This is a genomic window from uncultured Bacteroides sp. (assembly GCF_947632445.1).
Taxonomy (GTDB): Bacteria; Bacteroidota; Bacteroidia; order Bacteroidales; family Bacteroidaceae; genus Bacteroides.
The window spans coordinates 1-17,537 of sequence record NZ_CANRPM010000059.1; the positions used below are offsets into that span (position 1 = coordinate 1).

Here is a 17,537-nt window from a genome sequence, read left to right on the forward strand (position 1 = left end):
GTGTGCGCTTAACGTACTTTGTTTCTGTCTTTTCCATAATGTTACTTTTTGTTGTAACGCTATTTCAGGACTAGACACAGCTGATAAAAAGGGAGGATGTTTGTCGTCCTCCCTTTTTTATGGTCATCCGATATTTATTCCCAATTAATCTCTCTATTTTTCCTGTTGCAATGTAAATTTCTTGCAAAAATCATCGGTCTTACAATAAATCTTTATAACTTTAGACTCCGAAAACATAGTGATAATCGTTTAAATGTAATAACTTGACACTATAAATTTAATACCTTTATGGCTATGTTTTTATTAATCAGATAAATATATTCATTCTTATATCGAACTCACATTTTGATACCATGAATTTTAATTGCTATAAAAGAGGAATTTTATCATTATTTGCAGGGTTAATGCTTTACAGCTCTTGTACGACAGAACAGAAAAACGAGACATTGCCATTCTGGCACAGTCAAGAACGTCAACTCCGATATAAGCCCGAAGGAGAGTACTTCGTCGGAAAGAATGGCGACAAACGGTTTACACGTGCCATTTATGGAACCAATACGGGGTTCCGTTTCGAGACCAGCGATTATCCAGAAATAGGACTCTACATGCCTCGATTGGGCGGTACAGTATATATGGCACTGCAAACGGCTGACACGACGGTATGGATAAAAGATCTGGGCAGCATAGAATCGCGGTTCAGATCAGGAGAGCGTCGCTACATCATACAAGATAAACAGTATCTGCAAAATGGAACTATCCTGATTGATATGTTAGCTCTCAGCCATGCAGATGGGATGATTGCATCCATCCGGGGAGATAATTTGCCGGACGGAGTGAAACTGATTGCCATTTATGGTGGTGCCAGCAACAAACGTTTTTACCGGGAAGGAGATCTGGGTGCCGATCCCAAAGACTGTTTCTATATCAAACCGGAAAACTGCGAGGGAAATTTCTTCCAAATAGAAGAATGCCGGATTACGAATTTCTATGGTAAGGAAAGCCGGATTGTGTCGCAGGAGGGAGCTATAAAAGATATAAAAGGAAAAAAGGAAGTCGCTCAGAACGCCAAACAAGTGCAAGGGATATTCCCGGAAGGGGTTACATTCAGGCTGGCAGACGGAGGAGCCATCGGCAACCTGGCCGAACTATTGAAGTCTGAAGCCGGAGAACAGCCGGTGGCAATAGCAACATTTCCAATCGGGAAAGAATGCAAATACATGGAATGGGTAAATCCCCGGACTGTAAAAGAAAAGATTGACTTTGCAACAGATTTCAAGTCGGCACAAAACTTCCGTGAAAAGATTGCAGGAAGAATGAAAATAAATACTCCAGACCCTTATATCAATACATTAGGAGGTATATTCGCCGGTGCAGAGGATGCCGTTTGGGAAGCACCCGGCTACCTGCACGGAGCCATCGGATGGCGGATGCCCCTCACCGGATGGAGAGCCGGCTATCTGGGAGATCTTATAGGAATGCATGACCGAGCCCGTATGCACTTCGACGGTTATGCAGCAGCCCAAATCACCAACATTCCGGTCAGTCTGCCGCATTTGCAGGACGACGAACTGCATGGGGCCCGCTCGCTGAAAAAGTGGGGGACACCCATGTACAGCAACGGCTACATCTGCCGAACCACAAACCGTACAGATGTAATGCACCATTATGATATGAACCTGGTGTATATAGATGAATTGTTATGGCATCTGAACTGGACAGGCGATTCGGACTATGCACGCAAGATTTTCCCTGTTATCAAACGGCATTTACAATGGGAAAAACAGACCTTCGACCCGGACAACGATCATCTATATGATGCTTACTGCTGTATTTGGGCTTCAGATGCACTCCAATACAATGGAGGGGAAGTGACACATTCCTCTGCATACAATTACAGAGCCAATAAGATGGCTGCCGAGATCGCTGAAAAAATAGGTGAAGATCCGACTCCTTACAAAAAGGAAGCAGAAGAGATTCTGAAAGCTGTTAACGAGACACTATGGATTCCTGAAAAAGGCTGGTGGGCCGAATTCAAGGATAACATGGGGAACCGGATGCTGCATGAAAACGCTGCCGTATGGACTGTCTACCACTCCATTGATTCGGACATACATGATGCCTTCAAGGCTTATCAGGCTACACGATATGTGGATAACTATATTCCACATATTCCTGTTGTAGCCAACGGACTCGAAGAAACGGACAACTACGTGATAAGTACTACCAACTGGCAGCCTTATATGTGGTCTATCAACAATGTAGCTTTCGGTGAAATCGTACATACAGCCTATAGCTTCTGGCTGGCAGGGCGTGCGGAAGAAGCTTTCAGGATGTTTAAAGGAGCCATTCTGGATGCCATGTATTTAGGATCGGGACCGGGCAATATCACGCAAGTATCACACTATGACGCAGCACGAGGAGAAATGTACAGAGATTTTGCAGATCCGGTCGCTGTGGGTGTCAGAGCTGTCGTTCAGGGAATGTTTGGTATTCTTCCAGATCTTATGAACAGACGGTTGGTTATTCGCCCCGGTTTCCCGAAAAAATGGGATCATGCTTCATTAGAAACTCTGAACATGAAATATGAATTCAAACGCGAAGGACACAAAGACTTCTATAAGTTCAGCCCCACATTACAGACTGAAGGAAATCTTATACTGGAAGTGGAAGTACGTGGAAACGAAGTAGATTACATTAAGGTCAATGGGAAACCGACCGGATACCGAGTATTGGAACCAAGCATCGGCATTCCTCGTATTGCTGTAGAGGCCGGAGTGGAAGAAAACTATGACATTGAGATTGCCTGGAAAGGGAAACGGGATAAATCGCCTCGAGAAATCCAGGCAGAAGTGGCCTTTGGAGACAAACTGGAGATCGGGTTTGAAAACGCAGTGGAACTGTATGACCCCCAACATATTCTCACAGAAGCTACTCTAACAGAAAACAGATTGCAAGGAACAGCTAATGGAACAGAAGGTTACCGCACGCTTTTTGTAAAATGCAGGGAAAACAACTTTTCATGGTGGATTCCTATTCATATACGTATCTTACAACCGCTGGAAATCATAAATGACCCGAATTCCGACTCTCTGAAATTCATGCTGGTGAATCATACAGGAAAGGCAATCAAAGGAAATATACATATTAACAACAGGACAAACGTAGAAGATGTAAATATTCCGGCCGGCGGTAGCCGGACGTTTGCCTACCGGACACCTGTCGTTTCTATGGGTACGAACCGGATAGCTGTAAATACCCCGGACAAGACTTATACACTGAAAGCCATAAACTGGAATCTACAGAATTCACCATCGGTCTTATATGATACCGTAAATATGGATGCCTGCTTTAACGATGAAGTCAATAATATATTCGCATACGGGAAATATAAATCCCCCCGATGGCCCTATACAACCTTATGTGTACCGACCCAAGGAATGGGACAATGGTGCCATCCGAATGATCTTTCCCCAATAGAAGATACCGGTTTACGTTCAAAAGTAAAAAATGACATGTTCTTAATGCCTCAAGGAATACCATTCAGAACCCCTGCCGCTGAAGGTAAAAGAAATATTGCATTTACCACCTTGTGGGATAATTATCCCGATTCACTTTCTGTCGCATTGCATGGCAAAGCATCGAAAGCTTATCTATTGGTAGCTGCTTCCACTTATCACATGCAATCCCATTGCCCGAACGGAACCATAACCGTCCGATACAAAGATGGCACAGAAGACGTGTTGGAACTGGTACTTCCTGAAAACCTGCTTCCGTTAAACCAAGATATATTCATTGATAACGCAGCATTCTACAGCAAGGAGCCACGACCATACAGAATACGTCTGAAAACAGGTGAAGCAGATACCTACCATGCCGGAAAGCTTAAAAAGCACATGTCTAACAATCCCATCTATATCGAAGGAGGAATGGCTACTTTATTGGATCTACCACTTGATTTTAATAAAGAGTTAGAAGGGCTTTATCTGAAAACGATAGCGAATGAAGTAGTTATCGGCCTGATGTCAGTAACATTGGTAAGGAATTAGTATTGCCAACGTTCCATAGAATATTCTTCCGCTTTTGTAGCCCCGAGGGGAATCGAACCCCTATCTAAAGTTTAGGAAACTTCTATTCTATCCGTTGAACTACAAGGCCTTTAAACGAAAATCCTGCATCTGTATGCAGGAATAGGCCGCAAAGATAATACTTTCTGCCGATTTTCCGAAAAAAGTTTTGTTAATCCGATTAACTTTCCGACATTTGCGGACTGCGTTGAATGCATATCCATAAAATTAACCTAAGAAAATCGTAAGTTATGGCAAACGACATGATGGTCAAAGACCTGGACGAAGCGGTAGTACGCTTCTCCGGTGACTCCGGCGACGGAATGCAACTCGCCGGCAACATCTTTTCAACAGTTTCGGCTACGGTGGGAAACGACATTAGTACCTTTCCTGACTATCCGGCAGACATCCGTGCTCCACAAGGTTCTCTGACGGGCGTCTCCGGCTTCCAAGTGCACATAGGGGCACAGAAAGTTTACACACCGGGTGACCAATGTGACGTGCTGGTAGCCATGAATGCAGCCGCACTGAAAACACAATATAAATTCGTCAAACCCAACGGTACGATTATCATTGATACCGACGCTTTCCAGAAGTCTGACCTTGAGAAGGCCGCTTTCCAAACCGAAAACCCCATTGAAGAGATGGGAATTAAGCAGGAAGTAATAGCCGCCTCCATCACCACAATGGTGAAAGACTGCCTGGCACCTATGGGGATGGACAACAAATCCGTTCTAAAATGCCGCAATATGTTCGCCGTCGGCTTGGTGTGCTGGCTTTTTGACCGCGATCTTAAGATAGCCGAAGACTTCATCCGTGGGAAGTTCGGCAAAAAGCCCGAAGTGGCTGAAGCAAACATCAAAGTCATCCATGCCGGATGGGACTACGGACACAATACACACGCCTCCATCGCACACGCGACCTGCCGCATCGAAAGCAAGGTGAAAGTGCCCGGACGCTACATGGACATCACCGGCAATAAGGCTACAGCCTACGGCTTCATTGCTGCCGCCGAGAAAGCCGGCCTGAAACTGTTCCTCGGTTCCTACCCTATCACTCCGGCTACCGACGTGCTGCACGAGCTATCCAAACACAAGTCACTAGGCGTGATGACCGTACAATGTGAAGACGAGATATCGGGTTGCGCCACTGCTATCGGTGCCTCGTTTGCCGGAGCATTGGCCGTAACCTCCACTTCGGGTCCCGGTATCTGTCTAAAATCCGAAGCCATGAACCTGGCCGTCATTACCGAGTTACCGCTCGTGGTACTCGATGTACAGCGTGGCGGCCCTTCTACCGGTCTGCCTACCAAATCGGAACAGACTGACCTGCTGCAAGCCCTCTTCGGCCGCAACGGTGAAAGTCCCATGCCAGTCATCGCTGCCACATCGCCTACCAACTGTTTCGACGCTGCCTATATGGCCAGTAAAATCGCCCTGGAGCACATGACACCCGTTGTGCTGCTGACCGACGGCTACGTAGCCAACGGTTCGGGTGCCTGGAAGCTACCTAAGCTGACCGAATACCCTGCCATTAATCCGCCTTATGCTCCTGCCGACATGAAGGACAACTATACACCCTACCGCCGCAACCCCGAAACCGGTGTCCGTTACTGGGCCATCCCCGGCAAGGAAGGTTATACGCACATTCTGGGCGGTCTGGAAAAGGACAGTAATACTGGAGCCATCTCCACCGATCCAATAAACCACAACCTGATGTGCCACCTACGCGCCGAAAAGATTGCCAAGATTCCCGTACCCGACGTTCTGATACAGGGCTGTGCCGACGACGCAGAGTTGCTCATCGTAGGTTTCGGTGGTACTTACGGACATCTCTATTCGGCTATGGACGAGATGATCAAAGCCGGCAAGAAAGTAGCCCTGGCCCATTTCAGTTTCCTGAATCCGCTACCCAAGAACACTGCGGAAGTGCTGAAACGCTACAAGAAGGTAGTAGTGGCCGAGCAGAACCTCGGACAGTTTGCCGCCTATCTGCGTATGAAAGTAGACAATTTCACTCCTTACCAATTCAATGAAGTGAAAGGACAACCTTTCGTCGTGGCAGAACTGGTAAAAGCATTCAACGAAATCATTAACCAATAAAATCGAGGAGGACACAATTATGAACGAATATACAGCTAAAGACTTCAAGAAAGGACAACCCCGTTGGTGTCCGGGCTGCGGCGACCACTTCTTACTGGCTTCCCTGCATAAGGCTATGGCCGAAATCGGCAAGGCTCCATGGAAAACGGCAGTCATTTCGGGTATCGGATGTTCCAGCCGTCTGCCTTATTATATGAATACGTATGCCATGCAGACCATTCACGGCCGTGCAGCTGCCATCTCGACAGGTGCAAAAGTTACCAACCCCAATCTGGCAATCTGGCAGATCTCGGGCGACGGTGACGGACTGGCCATCGGAGGCAATCACTTCATCCATGCTGTGCGCCGTAACATCGACCTGAACATGATTCTACTGAATAACCGCATCTACGGTCTGACCAAAGGACAATATTCGCCGACGTCGCCTCGCGGCTTTGTCAGTAAGTCATCACCCTATGGTACCGTAGAAGATCCCTTCCATCCGGCCGAACTGTGTTTCGGTGCGCGGGGACGTTTCTTTGCCCGTGCCGTAGCCACCGATGCTGCCGGTACGGTTGAAATCCTGAAAGCAGCCTACAATCATAAGGGCGCTGCTGTCTGCGAAATCCTCCAGAACTGTGTCATTTTCAACAACGGTACGCATGACTCTGTCTATAATAAAGAAGGACGGGCCAAGAACGCCATCTATCTGGGACACGGGAAACCCATGATTTTCGGCGAAAACCATGAATACGGTCTGATGCAGGAAGGCTTTGGCCTGAAAGTGGTGAAACTGGGTGAGAACGGCATTACTGAAAAAGACATCCTGGTGCATGACGCCCACTGCATGGACAACACCTTGCAACTAAAACTTGCACTGATGGAAGGCCCGGACTTCCCCATCGCCCTCGGCGTAATCCGTGACGTGGACGAACCGACCTACGACGAAGCCATACATGCCCAAATCAAGGAAGTGAGCGCCAAGAAAAACTATCATAACTTCGAAGAGTTGCTGATGACCAACGATACTTGGGAAGTAAAATAATCTTCTCTTTCCAGTCCGAAGATGCCATCTTGCAAACTATAAGATGGCATCTTTGCTTTTTTAACTCCTCATCCACTTACCCATGAAACATACATTAATCAGTGTCTGTACTTCTCTATTTATTTCCCTGACACTTGCTACACATACCCTTGCCCAGATTCAATCTACAATAGTTCCTCCCATCATGGGCTGGAGCTCGTGGAACACCTACCGCATCAACATCAGTGAAGACTTGATCAAACAGCAGGCTGAAGCCATGGTTTCGCTTGGACTGAAGGATGTCGGTTACCGATACATCAACATTGACGACGGTTTCTTTGGCTACCGCGATGAAAAGGGAATACTACAGACTCACCCCGAACGTTTTCCCAACGGCGTCAAGTGTGTGGCCGACCACATCCACCGCCTCGGACTGAAAGCCGGTATCTACTCCGATGCCGAAGCCAACACCTGCGGTTCGCTTTGGGATGCCGACCCCAATGGAGTAGGCGTCGGTCTGTACGGCCATGAGAAGCAGGATGCCGACCTCTATTTCAACCAATGGGGATTCGACTTTATCAAGATAGACTATTGCGGTGCCGGACAGCAACTCGACTTAGATGAACGGGAACGGTACACCGCCATCAGCAAAGCCGTTGGGGAAGTGTGTTCCCGCGACATCTCGGTCAACATCTGCCGATGGGCCTTCCCCGGCACCTGGGCACGCAGCCTGGCCCGTTCGTGGCGCATCAGCGGAGATATTTCGCCTCGCTGGAGTTCAGTGAAGTCTATCATCAGAAAAAATCTCTATCTCTCTGCTTACGCCGGAGACGGACACTACAACGATATGGACATGCTGGAAATAGGGCGCGGCCTGACACAAACGGAAGAGGAGGTACACTTCGGGCTGTGGTGTCTCATGAGCTCTCCGCTACTCATCGGGTGCGACCTGACGACCATCTCCGAGGCCTCCCTGAAGCTGCTGAAAAACAAGGAACTGATAGCGCTCAACCAAGATCCGCTGGGACTTCAGGCCTACGTGGCGCAACACGAAGACGAAGGATACGTGCTAGTGAAAGATATAGAACAACTGCGCGGCAATGTGCGTGCCACCGCCCTGTACAATCCGTCAGACACCACATGCACCTTCCGCGTGCCGCTGGCTCTGCTTGAATTGGGCGGGAAAGTGAAAGTGCGCGACCTCGTAGAACAGAAAGACGAGAAAGCGGTCCAAGAGTACCTGTCGTACACCCTGCCGCCTCACAGTGTAAAGATTTTCCGCCTCAAGGCAGAACAACGTCTCGAGCCTACCCGTTATGAAGCCGAATGGGCCTATCTGCCCCTCTACAACGACTTAGGCAAGCAGAAACGCATCATCAGCCCTCAGCCCTTTGAAGGAGCATCGGGACGTATGATTGTAACCCATATCGGTGGAAGCAAAGACAACTACATGGAATGGAGCAACGTCCATAGCGACAAAGGAGGCAACTACACCCTGACCATCGCCTACCTGCCTCCCGAAGCAGGGAAATACGAGGTGAACGACCGCCTCATCGAGGTAGAAGTAAACGGACACGCCTACGCTCCCATCAAAAAGCTGACGAAGAACCGTTCCAAAGGTATCTGCACCGTCAGCCTGACCGTCCAATTAGAATCCGGCCGCAACACCATACGCTTGGGCAGCGCCTACACCTGGATTCCGGATATCGACTGCATTACACTTAAACCGCAATCCTAAAAAGACGTGAGTTCAACATAAAATCAAAAGATAGCCGGTTGCCCGTCCTTGATAAAGTTCACTTCAATGGCGGGTTTCTTTTCAAAGCAACAACAGACTGCGATAGCTGACAATGAATTGGCAATGAAGTGTCTATCCCTTTCCGCTACCACGCAGCACTTCCTGAAGTCCCGACGCAGTGCTGCGTGAGGATGTCATGCAGTGCTTTCTGAGGAGGTGACGAAGCACTTCGTCAGAGGGTCAGCAAGCACGGCGTCAGAACGGAAGAACTTGCCCGTGAAGAAAAACGGAAGAAATACGGGGTATTGGCACGAGTAAAATAGCCCTTCCCGGATTAATGCAGCCTTCTTCATTATATTATATTATATCATCTGTCTTTCTATCAGGGCAGTGTCACCTTGAACAATTCGTTCGGGCGATGTTCGCGATGAATAATTTCCACCATCTGCTCTACAATATCGGGATGCTGGGCAGCTATGTCATGATCTTCGTGAATGTCCGCAGCCAAGTCGTAGAGATAGGGTTTCCCTTTCTTTACAACCAGTTTCCAGTCGCCCATACGCACACCAATCTGGTCCGTTTCGTGGAATTCCCAATACAGGAAGTCATGCTTCTGCTGCCTGTTGTCCTGACCCAGCATCGTCGGCGCGAACGAGATACCGTCGAAGCAGTCGCCCTCCAGCTTCTTATTCAGATACTTTTGGGGGAACTTCTTGTCATTTATCAGTTCGCAAAACGTAGGCATTACGTCGTAAAAAGCCAGCTGATGATCGTTTACCGTACCGGCAGGTACATGTCCCGGCCAACGCACGATGAAGGGAATGCGAACGCCGCCCTCGTAACACTGGCGTTTCAATCCGCGCAACTTGCCATCGCGTCCGAAAAACTCTGGATCGGCACCACCCTCCTCGTGAGGGCCGTTATCACTGCTGAAAATGACAAGTGTATTCTCGTCCAGTCCCTTCTCTTTCAATTTGGCTAAAATCTCGCCCACGTAGGCATCCAGACGGGTAATCATCCCCGCAAACTCGGCATGCGTATGCACTGCAACGTTATAGCGCGAACCTTTATTACCGCCCCAAGTCTTGTCCACAAAAAATTTCTTTTTATAACCTTGTAGTATAGAGTCATTGGGCTGGGCCAGTTCAGCATGGGGTAACGTATAAGTAAAGAAGCCATAAAAAGGCTGTTTGCCGTCCTGCTTGTCAAGCCAAGCCAAAGCCTCCTGATGAATCATGTCGGCTGAATACTGAGTGCGCTTCTTGTAGTCATCGCCAAACATCGGATATTGGATATTTTCGTCCATTGTGACGCGGATGGTAGCTGTATCGCCTTTTGATTTACTATAACGGTTCAGGAAGTTCGGATAGTACAGATGAGCCTGGAACTGGCAGATGAAACCGTAGTATTCGTCGATGCCGCGCTTGTCGGGCGTGGAGCACGACCCTTCGTAACCACCCGCCCACTTGCCGAACATGCCAGTGGTATAGCCGTTCTTCTTCATAATCTCAGGCAGGATAATGTGACCGGGATCGTAAGGTTCCTGACCTACGACAGTGTATTCATCATTGTCACCGTATTTCATCAAGGGAACATTGCCCCAATACTCTTTGTTTCCACGTACATGCCCATGCCCCGAATGCTGGCCAGTCATCAATGAAGCACGCGAGGGTGCGCTGACAGGACTGCCTGCATATGCCTGCGTAAAAAGCATACCTTCAGCAGCCATACGATCCAGATTGGGAGTTTGGATATATTTCTGTCCGTAACAGGCCAAGTCGCCGTAACCCATATCGTCACAGAGGATAAAGATAATGTTCGGCTTGTCCGAAGAAGAAGCCTGCTTTTGGGCAAACGTGGCAGCGGCAGGCCATGTACCCGCCAATAACGTAGTCGAGCACAGAAGGGGAAAGGATAATTTCATACGCATTAAATTTACTGTATCCAAAATAATAAAAAGATATCGCCACGAAGTTAAGTCATAAATAAATTATGTCCAAACCTTACATGGCGATAGTCTTTTCGCTTTAACAAATATTGTTCAATCAATTATCAGGAATAAGGCAACCGATATAAGATTGTCTTTCCCTACTATCATTTAATTCAATCCAAACAATTCATTGTAACCGGGATTCTGAGTCAATGCCGGGTTCAAGTTAATCTGGTCTTGCGGAACCATTTCCAGATAAAAGACATCTTTCCAGCCCGCTCCCACAGACAGAGGACCATGTTTAGTATAAATCCAACCGGAACCGGCATCATTAGTCTGCTGATCTGCATATCCATTCTTACGGATTTCATTATAGTCAACAAACGGCCCCGTATATTTACCTGTGCCATAAGGAACATTTGTGGCAGTAATCCAAGCACCGCAAGGCTGAATATTCGTATAGTAAGGAGCTTTATGCCAACGCTTGACATCATAGAAGCTAAAACCTTGTCCCATGAGTTCCACCATACGTTCACGACGAATCTCCCAAAGCACAGGAGGAACTTCATAGTTTGTCTTGGCATCATAATTACGTGTCCAGGGTGCATTACCCTTATCACGGTTGGGATCAAAATTTGCGTCTATCTCTGCCACCACCATCGGAGATACTCCCACACGGTCACGCAATTTATTGATCGTCATATCAGCAACCCCCTGGTTGAATTGTCCCAATTCAAATGCCGCTTCAGCATAGTTAAGCAGTACTTCTTCGATTGTAAAGATCGGTTTATCTGAAGTTTGGAAAGCATCATTGCTACCAACCTCCCACATGGTAAAATGTTTCCAGAAATAGTAGCCCGTCCAGCAACGCATATAGTTATCCGTCTGACAATACTGTGTAATATTAGGCGAAGACTTTGTCATGGAACCTCCCCAATTGTGTCCGGGCAGACGCTTGGAACCGATGGATTCATCTCCTGTACCGTTCTCGCAAAGGATATTCGGCCCAAAATAGTCGATATAACGTCTAAATTTCTCTTCATATTCAGGAGTAATGACGAAAGCTCCCTGATTTAATGCCTCACCGGCTTTCCAGAACTGCCATTTCTTGAAAGTTGTCACATTATCGGGATTGGCATGAGAAACATAAGTATTAGCTTGAGCAGGTGGACAAAAATTGATATGGAGTCTCGGATCACGATTTTCAAAATAATCCCACAAATCCTTACCTTCTCCACCCTTGAATCCAGATTCCGGGTTTCCAATCGGCTTTCCGTTCATCATCAGGAACATGTCTACCGTCTGCTGCGGCGCATCTGCACGATGGGCTTCAACGTGCACCAAATCACTGAAGCGGTGGCGCAACAATGGATCCAGATATTGCTTGTACATAATCACACCTGCTACACTACCCAGATTTTCTGAAGTCATCACCTCATCATATCCGGCTCCCGGATATTTATTGTGTCCGTTACCGCGATGCAATGTGGGGTATTCATTCATCAGTTCCTGAGAAACAGTCAGACATTTCTGGAGATATTGTTCCCAAGGCTCGTCCAAACCATGATATTTGGCCCATGTACCTTCACGCAAAAGGAACCGGCTCAATGCGGCTTTGATAGCGTTTGCTGTCACTGCATTGTCACCGTCCTTTGAAGCATCCCCTATGTTGTTGATAGCATATTCCATACGGGCAATAATGGAATCGGCGACCTGTGCACGCGGCATACGTGCCCCATAAGCTTCTTCCGATTCATCATTCAATACCGTATTTATCCAAGGCACATCACCGTATTTGGCAATCAGTTCCATATACCACCAGGCGTGAAAAAAGTAGCCAACAGAACGCCAATGCCTTTTCTCATCCTCTGTCAAATTACCGTCGTTCAAATGGGATAGCATAATATTCACTATGCGAGGATAAGAGAAATTCCAATTACTTGAACTGGTCGTCACACTGATACCATCATACGCATAAGGATTGAAGCTATTGTCGCGCGTAGTCATGATACCTGCATAAAAGTCACTGCTCCACTGTCCGCCCCAGTAATAAGAACCACCGGAAAAGTTAGTGTAAATGCGTGCATCAGTAAACAAACCGTAACAATTATACATATACGATTTAAAGTTATCGTACGTTTGGAAAGCATTTGTTTCTCCCAACGTACCAACGGGTTCTTTTTCTAGAAAACTGTCATTGCAGGCTGTGAATAAAGCCAAAGCCGCAACACCGCTCATGATAATATTCTTTATTTTCATAATCTGTCTATTTAAAATGTAATAGTTGCACCAACTGACCATGTACGATAGAAAGGATACGACCATGCCAAACTTTCCGGGTCATACCCCTTAGGCAAGGATGTAAATGTTGCAAGATTTTCCACACTGACATACAGACGAAGCTGGTCGAGACTGATCTTCTCAATCCACTGTCTCGGGAAAGTGTAGGACAAGGTCATATTCTTAACTCGCAAATAGGCACCACTCTGCATATATTTATTGCTGGTACGCGTATTAGAACCTGAATTGCTCAACTGTCCATAAATACGGAATAACTCTGCATTCGGGTTTTCAGCCACCATATAGTCAGGACTTGCAGGATCATAACTTTTAGCACGCCAATAATCTGTCTGATTATAGAAAAGCGGCCAAAATACACCGTCGGCACCGGCTCCACCAAACGGATACAAGGCAGCACCTCCCAAAAAGACATCCCGTTTTCCTACTCCCTGCAACAAAGCACTGATATTGAATCCCTTATAACCTACATTCAAGTTGGAACCGAATTCATATCTTAGAGTTGTATTACCTATAATTTTGCGATCGCCGGGGTTATCCAGTGTACTGGCACCAGCAGTTATCACACCGTCACCGTCCAAATCCAAGAATTTCTCATCACCGGGCTGGGGAGTCACACCTTGTATCTTTGTTACCCCTTCTTTCAGCACCCATGTACCAAGCTTTGCCTGTTCGGGTTCGAAGTCATCAATAGAATAATAACCATCAGAGAGGTAGCCCCAAGTCTGCCCCATTTTGTAGCCGACATAATATTGCCCCAGGTTATTGGACTTATTGTTAAACTTATCTATTGTTGACCGGTGATCATACAAATTAAAACCGATACCATAATTCCAGTCGCCAATTTTGTCACGCCATGTCACGGCCAACTCCCAACCATTGGTTTTCATATCGGCCACATTTTGGAGCGGTGCCGAAGTACCTACCGTCGACGGCAATTCAAGACCGGCCGCCAACATATCCTTTGTCTTGCGCTGATACCAGTCGAACACCATATTCAGACGATTATTAAACATATTCAAATCAAAACCAATATCCAGGGTTGTTACAGTCTCCCAAGTATAGTTTGCTCGTACCAAACCGGGGACACTAATAAGACTGACCCGATCGTTCCCGTCCAACCATATATTAGATTGGCTGATTCCCATTGATGCAATATAACCGTAAGGGCTGATGTTCTGGTTACCTATGGAACCATAAGAAGCGCGGATTTTAAAGTCATCCAACCATTCGCGCGACCAATCCATGAAATGTTCCTGGCCCATACGCCAACCAACAGAAATAGACGGGAAGAAACCAAAACGGTTTTCTTTCGGGAACTTGGATGACCCGTCGTAACGCATATTGGCAGTCAGCAGATATTTATCGGCATAACTATAAGTTAAACGAGCAAATGCACCACGGATGGCATACTCCTGATAACTTTCAGATATATTCTTGGTGCCTGTACCACCACCAAAAGAGGGAACAGACGGCACCGACTGCTCATCAATGCTGGTATTCAGATAACCGTACCAGGAGCTTTCCTGGTTAAAACCGGCCATGACACTAGCGTTGTGTTTACCAAGATCCAGTTTATAGGTTGAATAAAGGTTCAGCGCATTGTACTTGGTTTCGTTCGAATTAATAGTATAAGTATCTATCCCGCTCACCGGATTAGTCTTCACAGCCAATTGGACATCGGCATACGACATAAGCCCGGTATAATTGTTGTACTTATAATTCTTTCTGTTGAAGGTATATTCCGCCACGATGTCCCAATTTTCCAGAGGCTTTATGATTGACTTTACCTGAATACGCGGGATAGAATTACGCGTAGTTGAGGTAGGCGAAACCAAATATGAATTGCGAGGCGAGTCTATGATGTAATCCTCGGCAGTTCCTAATATTTCACCTGGCATATATCCTTCAGGATACCAGCTAATTAGTCGGGTAGCAAATGGATCACGGATATTACTGGACAAGGCCGTCCGCTTTGTATCCGTATAGTACATCGTAATCTCTTGCGTATACCACTTGGCAATGTCTGCCGAGATGAAAGCCGATAACGCCTTACGAGTGTATTGGTCTTTGTCAGTCACCATCGGACCATTCTCATAACTATAGTTTCCTGAGATACGGAAACGGAGGTTGTCAGTGCCACCGGATACAGAAATATTATGATTGGAGAGTACACCTGTATCCAATGCATTTCCCTGAACATCATTCTCCTTCAAATAATATACACTGCCATCGGCATCCTGATAGATACCATTGTCATAAACCCCTTGCAGCGTTCCGGCCCGATATTGTTGGATAAGCTCTTTCCAAGTACTAAGCTGTCCGTTTCCTGCCCAATATTGATTGGAGTAACCGGCTTCTTCGTAAGCGGCTATGTAGTCCAACAATGACGCTTGTTTGGGTCGTCCGACGGATTTTTCCCAACCTTGGTTAAAACTGTAGTTAAACTGAAATTTGGCCCCACTTTTCGGGCGTTTGGTAGTTACCAGAATAACACCACTCGCTGCACGCGCTCCGTAAATGGCTGACGACGCAGCATCTTTCAGCACCGATACGCTTTCAATATCATCGGGATTCAGCGCACTGAGATCACCTTCCACATTGTCTATCAGCACCAAAGGCGAACCGCCATTGATTGAAAGGTCACCACGAATATTGAAATTTCGGCTCTGTCCCGGACTGGAAGCACCCGATATTGTCAAACCGGGCATTGCTCCTTGCAGTGCTGAGGTCGCATTGATAACCGGACGGTCGCCCAACACGTCATCCATTTTCACTTGTGAAACAGCACCCGTCAGATCCACTTTCTTCTGAGAACCGAAACCCACTACGACTACTTCTTCCAAAGCCTGGGCATCTTCTTTCAAAACGATGTTCAGCGGCTTGCCGTCCCATGTGACGGTCACCGTCTGATAACCTACGAAACTGATTTCCAACGTAGCACCCTGAGATACGTTCGGAATCAGAAAGTTACCGTCAATGTCGGTAATGCTTCCAGTTCCGGTTCCCTTGACCACTACCGAAGCACCGATTACCGCTTCTCCAGAGGCATCCTTCACGACACCTTTACAATCGCCGCGTACAACTGCCATGTTGCCGGAGATTGCATTGTCCGTCACGGACTCGTCCGCAAAAGTCATTCCTGAGGAGGCTGCCGATAGCAAGAGGAACAATCCTATCGGCTTCAGTCTTTTCATAAATCCATTCATAACGATTAATAATTAATGATTAACAAACTACATTTTTAAGATATTTTCCAAAGCGTCCCGACGTTTAAGGTCAATCTTAACTTTTATTTTTGCAAATATACAAACAATATTAAAAGAACAAAAATAATGGAGACTATTTTTTAATAAAAGACTCTATATGCCTCGGACGGACAGCAGAAAGCCGGAAGAAATAGGCCGGCCGGAGACATTTCATCTGCAAATCATTGCAAAAAGTCAAAGTTTGTCTTACATTTGCATTCACTATAGGTTGAAACCATTATCATACCGAACGAAAAACATTTTTACCATGGACACAAGCAAGATTGTAGGCGAGAAAATCAAATCGCTCCGCGAAAGCAAGAACATCAGCCGCGAAGAACTGGCAGAACGCTCCGGCCTGGCCATCGAACAGATTGAGCGCATCGAAAACAACATCGACCTGCCCTCGCTGGCACCACTCATCAAGATAGCCCGCGTACTGGAGGCACACCTCGGCTCCTTCTTCGACGACCAGGACGAGACGGGACCCGCCATCTGCCGCAAGTCGGAGGCAACCGACAGCATCAGCTTCTCGAACAACGCAATCCAAAGCCGGAAACACATGGAATACCACTCCCTGTCCAAATCGAAGGCCGACCGCCACATGGAACCGTTTATCATCGACGTGGCTCCGACGGACGATAACGAGTTCGTCCTCTCCTCGCACGAAGGCGAAGAATTCATCATGGTGATGCAGGGCACTATGGAAATCTGCTACGGCAAGCACACTTACCTGCTCGAAGAAGGAGACAGCATCTATTACGACTCCATCGTTCCCCACCACGTACACGCTTATCAAGGACAAGTCGCCAAAATACTGGCAGTCATCTACACACCGGTATAGCACGCGCATCCACATCATTTCGTTTCGAATATGCCCCGGCTGACGTACATCAAACAGGACGTCGGCCGGCTCTATGCGGATTTCTCGCCGACTGTAAGCTTACAGCCGGCAAGGGACAGGGTATATCCAAAGGCGGGAGTTTTGACTAGTCCTGAATAACCGTTACAGTTATTGGACAAAAATAAATTATTTATTACAGTTCAGCAAGGTTAGTCTTGCTGAACTGTTTGTTTTGGAGCAGCGGCGTAGTTCCGTGGCAGGGCTAACCGAATATCCGACTGACTCGGTACATGAAGAATGGCAGGTCGGA

Annotated in this window: 8 protein-coding genes, 1 tRNA gene and 1 pseudogene; 5 read left to right on the plus strand and 5 right to left on the minus strand. The window is 47.0% G+C overall.

Annotated features, from left to right (window positions below; all coding sequences use genetic code 11):
- The first annotated feature begins 446 nt into the window (after window positions 1–446).
- A complete protein-coding gene (locus Q0Z70_RS10755) occupies window positions 447–4,046 on the plus strand; it encodes a DUF4450 domain-containing protein (protein ID WP_298074407.1) in 3,600 nt (1,199 codons plus the stop codon).
- Window positions 4,047–4,083: 37 nt separating this feature from the next.
- Here Q0Z70_RS10755 and Q0Z70_RS10760 read toward each other — a convergent pair.
- Window positions 4,084–4,155, minus strand: a tRNA-Arg gene (locus tag Q0Z70_RS10760).
- A gap of 160 nt (window positions 4,156–4,315) precedes the next feature.
- Between Q0Z70_RS10760 and Q0Z70_RS10765 the strand changes: the two genes are divergently transcribed.
- The 3 genes from Q0Z70_RS10765 to Q0Z70_RS10775 all read left to right on the plus strand — a co-directional run bounded on the left by Q0Z70_RS10765 (window position 4,316) and on the right by Q0Z70_RS10775 (window position 8,907).
- The gene (locus Q0Z70_RS10765) at window positions 4,316–6,166 is read left to right on the plus strand and encodes a 2-oxoacid:acceptor oxidoreductase subunit alpha (RefSeq protein WP_298074410.1); all 1,851 of its coding nucleotides are present in this window, start codon (window positions 4,316–4,318) and stop codon (window positions 6,164–6,166) included.
- A 19-nt stretch (window positions 6,167–6,185) separates the two neighbouring features.
- Window positions 6,186–7,190 carry a 2-oxoacid:ferredoxin oxidoreductase subunit beta gene (locus Q0Z70_RS10770; protein WP_298074412.1) on the plus strand — a complete coding sequence of 335 codons (1,005 nt, stop codon included), beginning with the start codon at window positions 6,186–6,188 and terminating at the stop codon, window positions 7,188–7,190.
- 82 nt (window positions 7,191–7,272) lie between these two features.
- Window positions 7,273–8,907, plus strand: a complete 1,635-nt coding sequence (locus Q0Z70_RS10775) for an alpha-galactosidase (RefSeq protein WP_298074414.1) — start codon at window positions 7,273–7,275, stop codon at window positions 8,905–8,907.
- A gap of 23 nt (window positions 8,908–8,930) precedes the next feature.
- Here the strand turns inward: Q0Z70_RS10775 and Q0Z70_RS10780 are convergent.
- The 4 genes and pseudogenes from Q0Z70_RS10780 to Q0Z70_RS10795 form a co-directional block, all read right to left on the minus strand.
- Window positions 8,931–9,035 (minus strand): annotated as a pseudogene (locus tag Q0Z70_RS10780) (IS982 family transposase); the annotation flags it as partial.
- Between the two features lie 254 nt (window positions 9,036–9,289).
- A complete protein-coding gene (locus Q0Z70_RS10785; protein ID WP_298074416.1) occupies window positions 9,290–10,831 on the minus strand; it encodes an arylsulfatase in 1,542 nt (513 codons plus the stop codon).
- Window positions 10,832–11,005: 174 nt separating this feature from the next.
- Window positions 11,006–13,096 carry a RagB/SusD family nutrient uptake outer membrane protein gene (locus Q0Z70_RS10790; protein WP_298074417.1) on the minus strand — a complete coding sequence of 697 codons (2,091 nt, stop codon included), beginning with the start codon at window positions 13,094–13,096 and terminating at the stop codon, window positions 11,006–11,008.
- An 11-nt stretch (window positions 13,097–13,107) separates the two neighbouring features.
- On the minus strand, window positions 13,108–16,332 hold the full coding sequence (locus tag Q0Z70_RS10795) for a TonB-dependent receptor (protein ID WP_298074419.1): 3,225 nt from the start codon (window positions 16,330–16,332) through the stop codon (window positions 13,108–13,110).
- A 319-nt stretch (window positions 16,333–16,651) separates the two neighbouring features.
- Between Q0Z70_RS10795 and Q0Z70_RS10800 the strand changes: the two genes are divergently transcribed.
- Complete coding sequence (locus tag Q0Z70_RS10800; protein ID WP_298074421.1) at window positions 16,652–17,227, plus strand: XRE family transcriptional regulator; 576 nt, start codon at window positions 16,652–16,654, stop codon at window positions 17,225–17,227.
- Window positions 17,228–17,537: the final 310 nt, after the last annotated feature.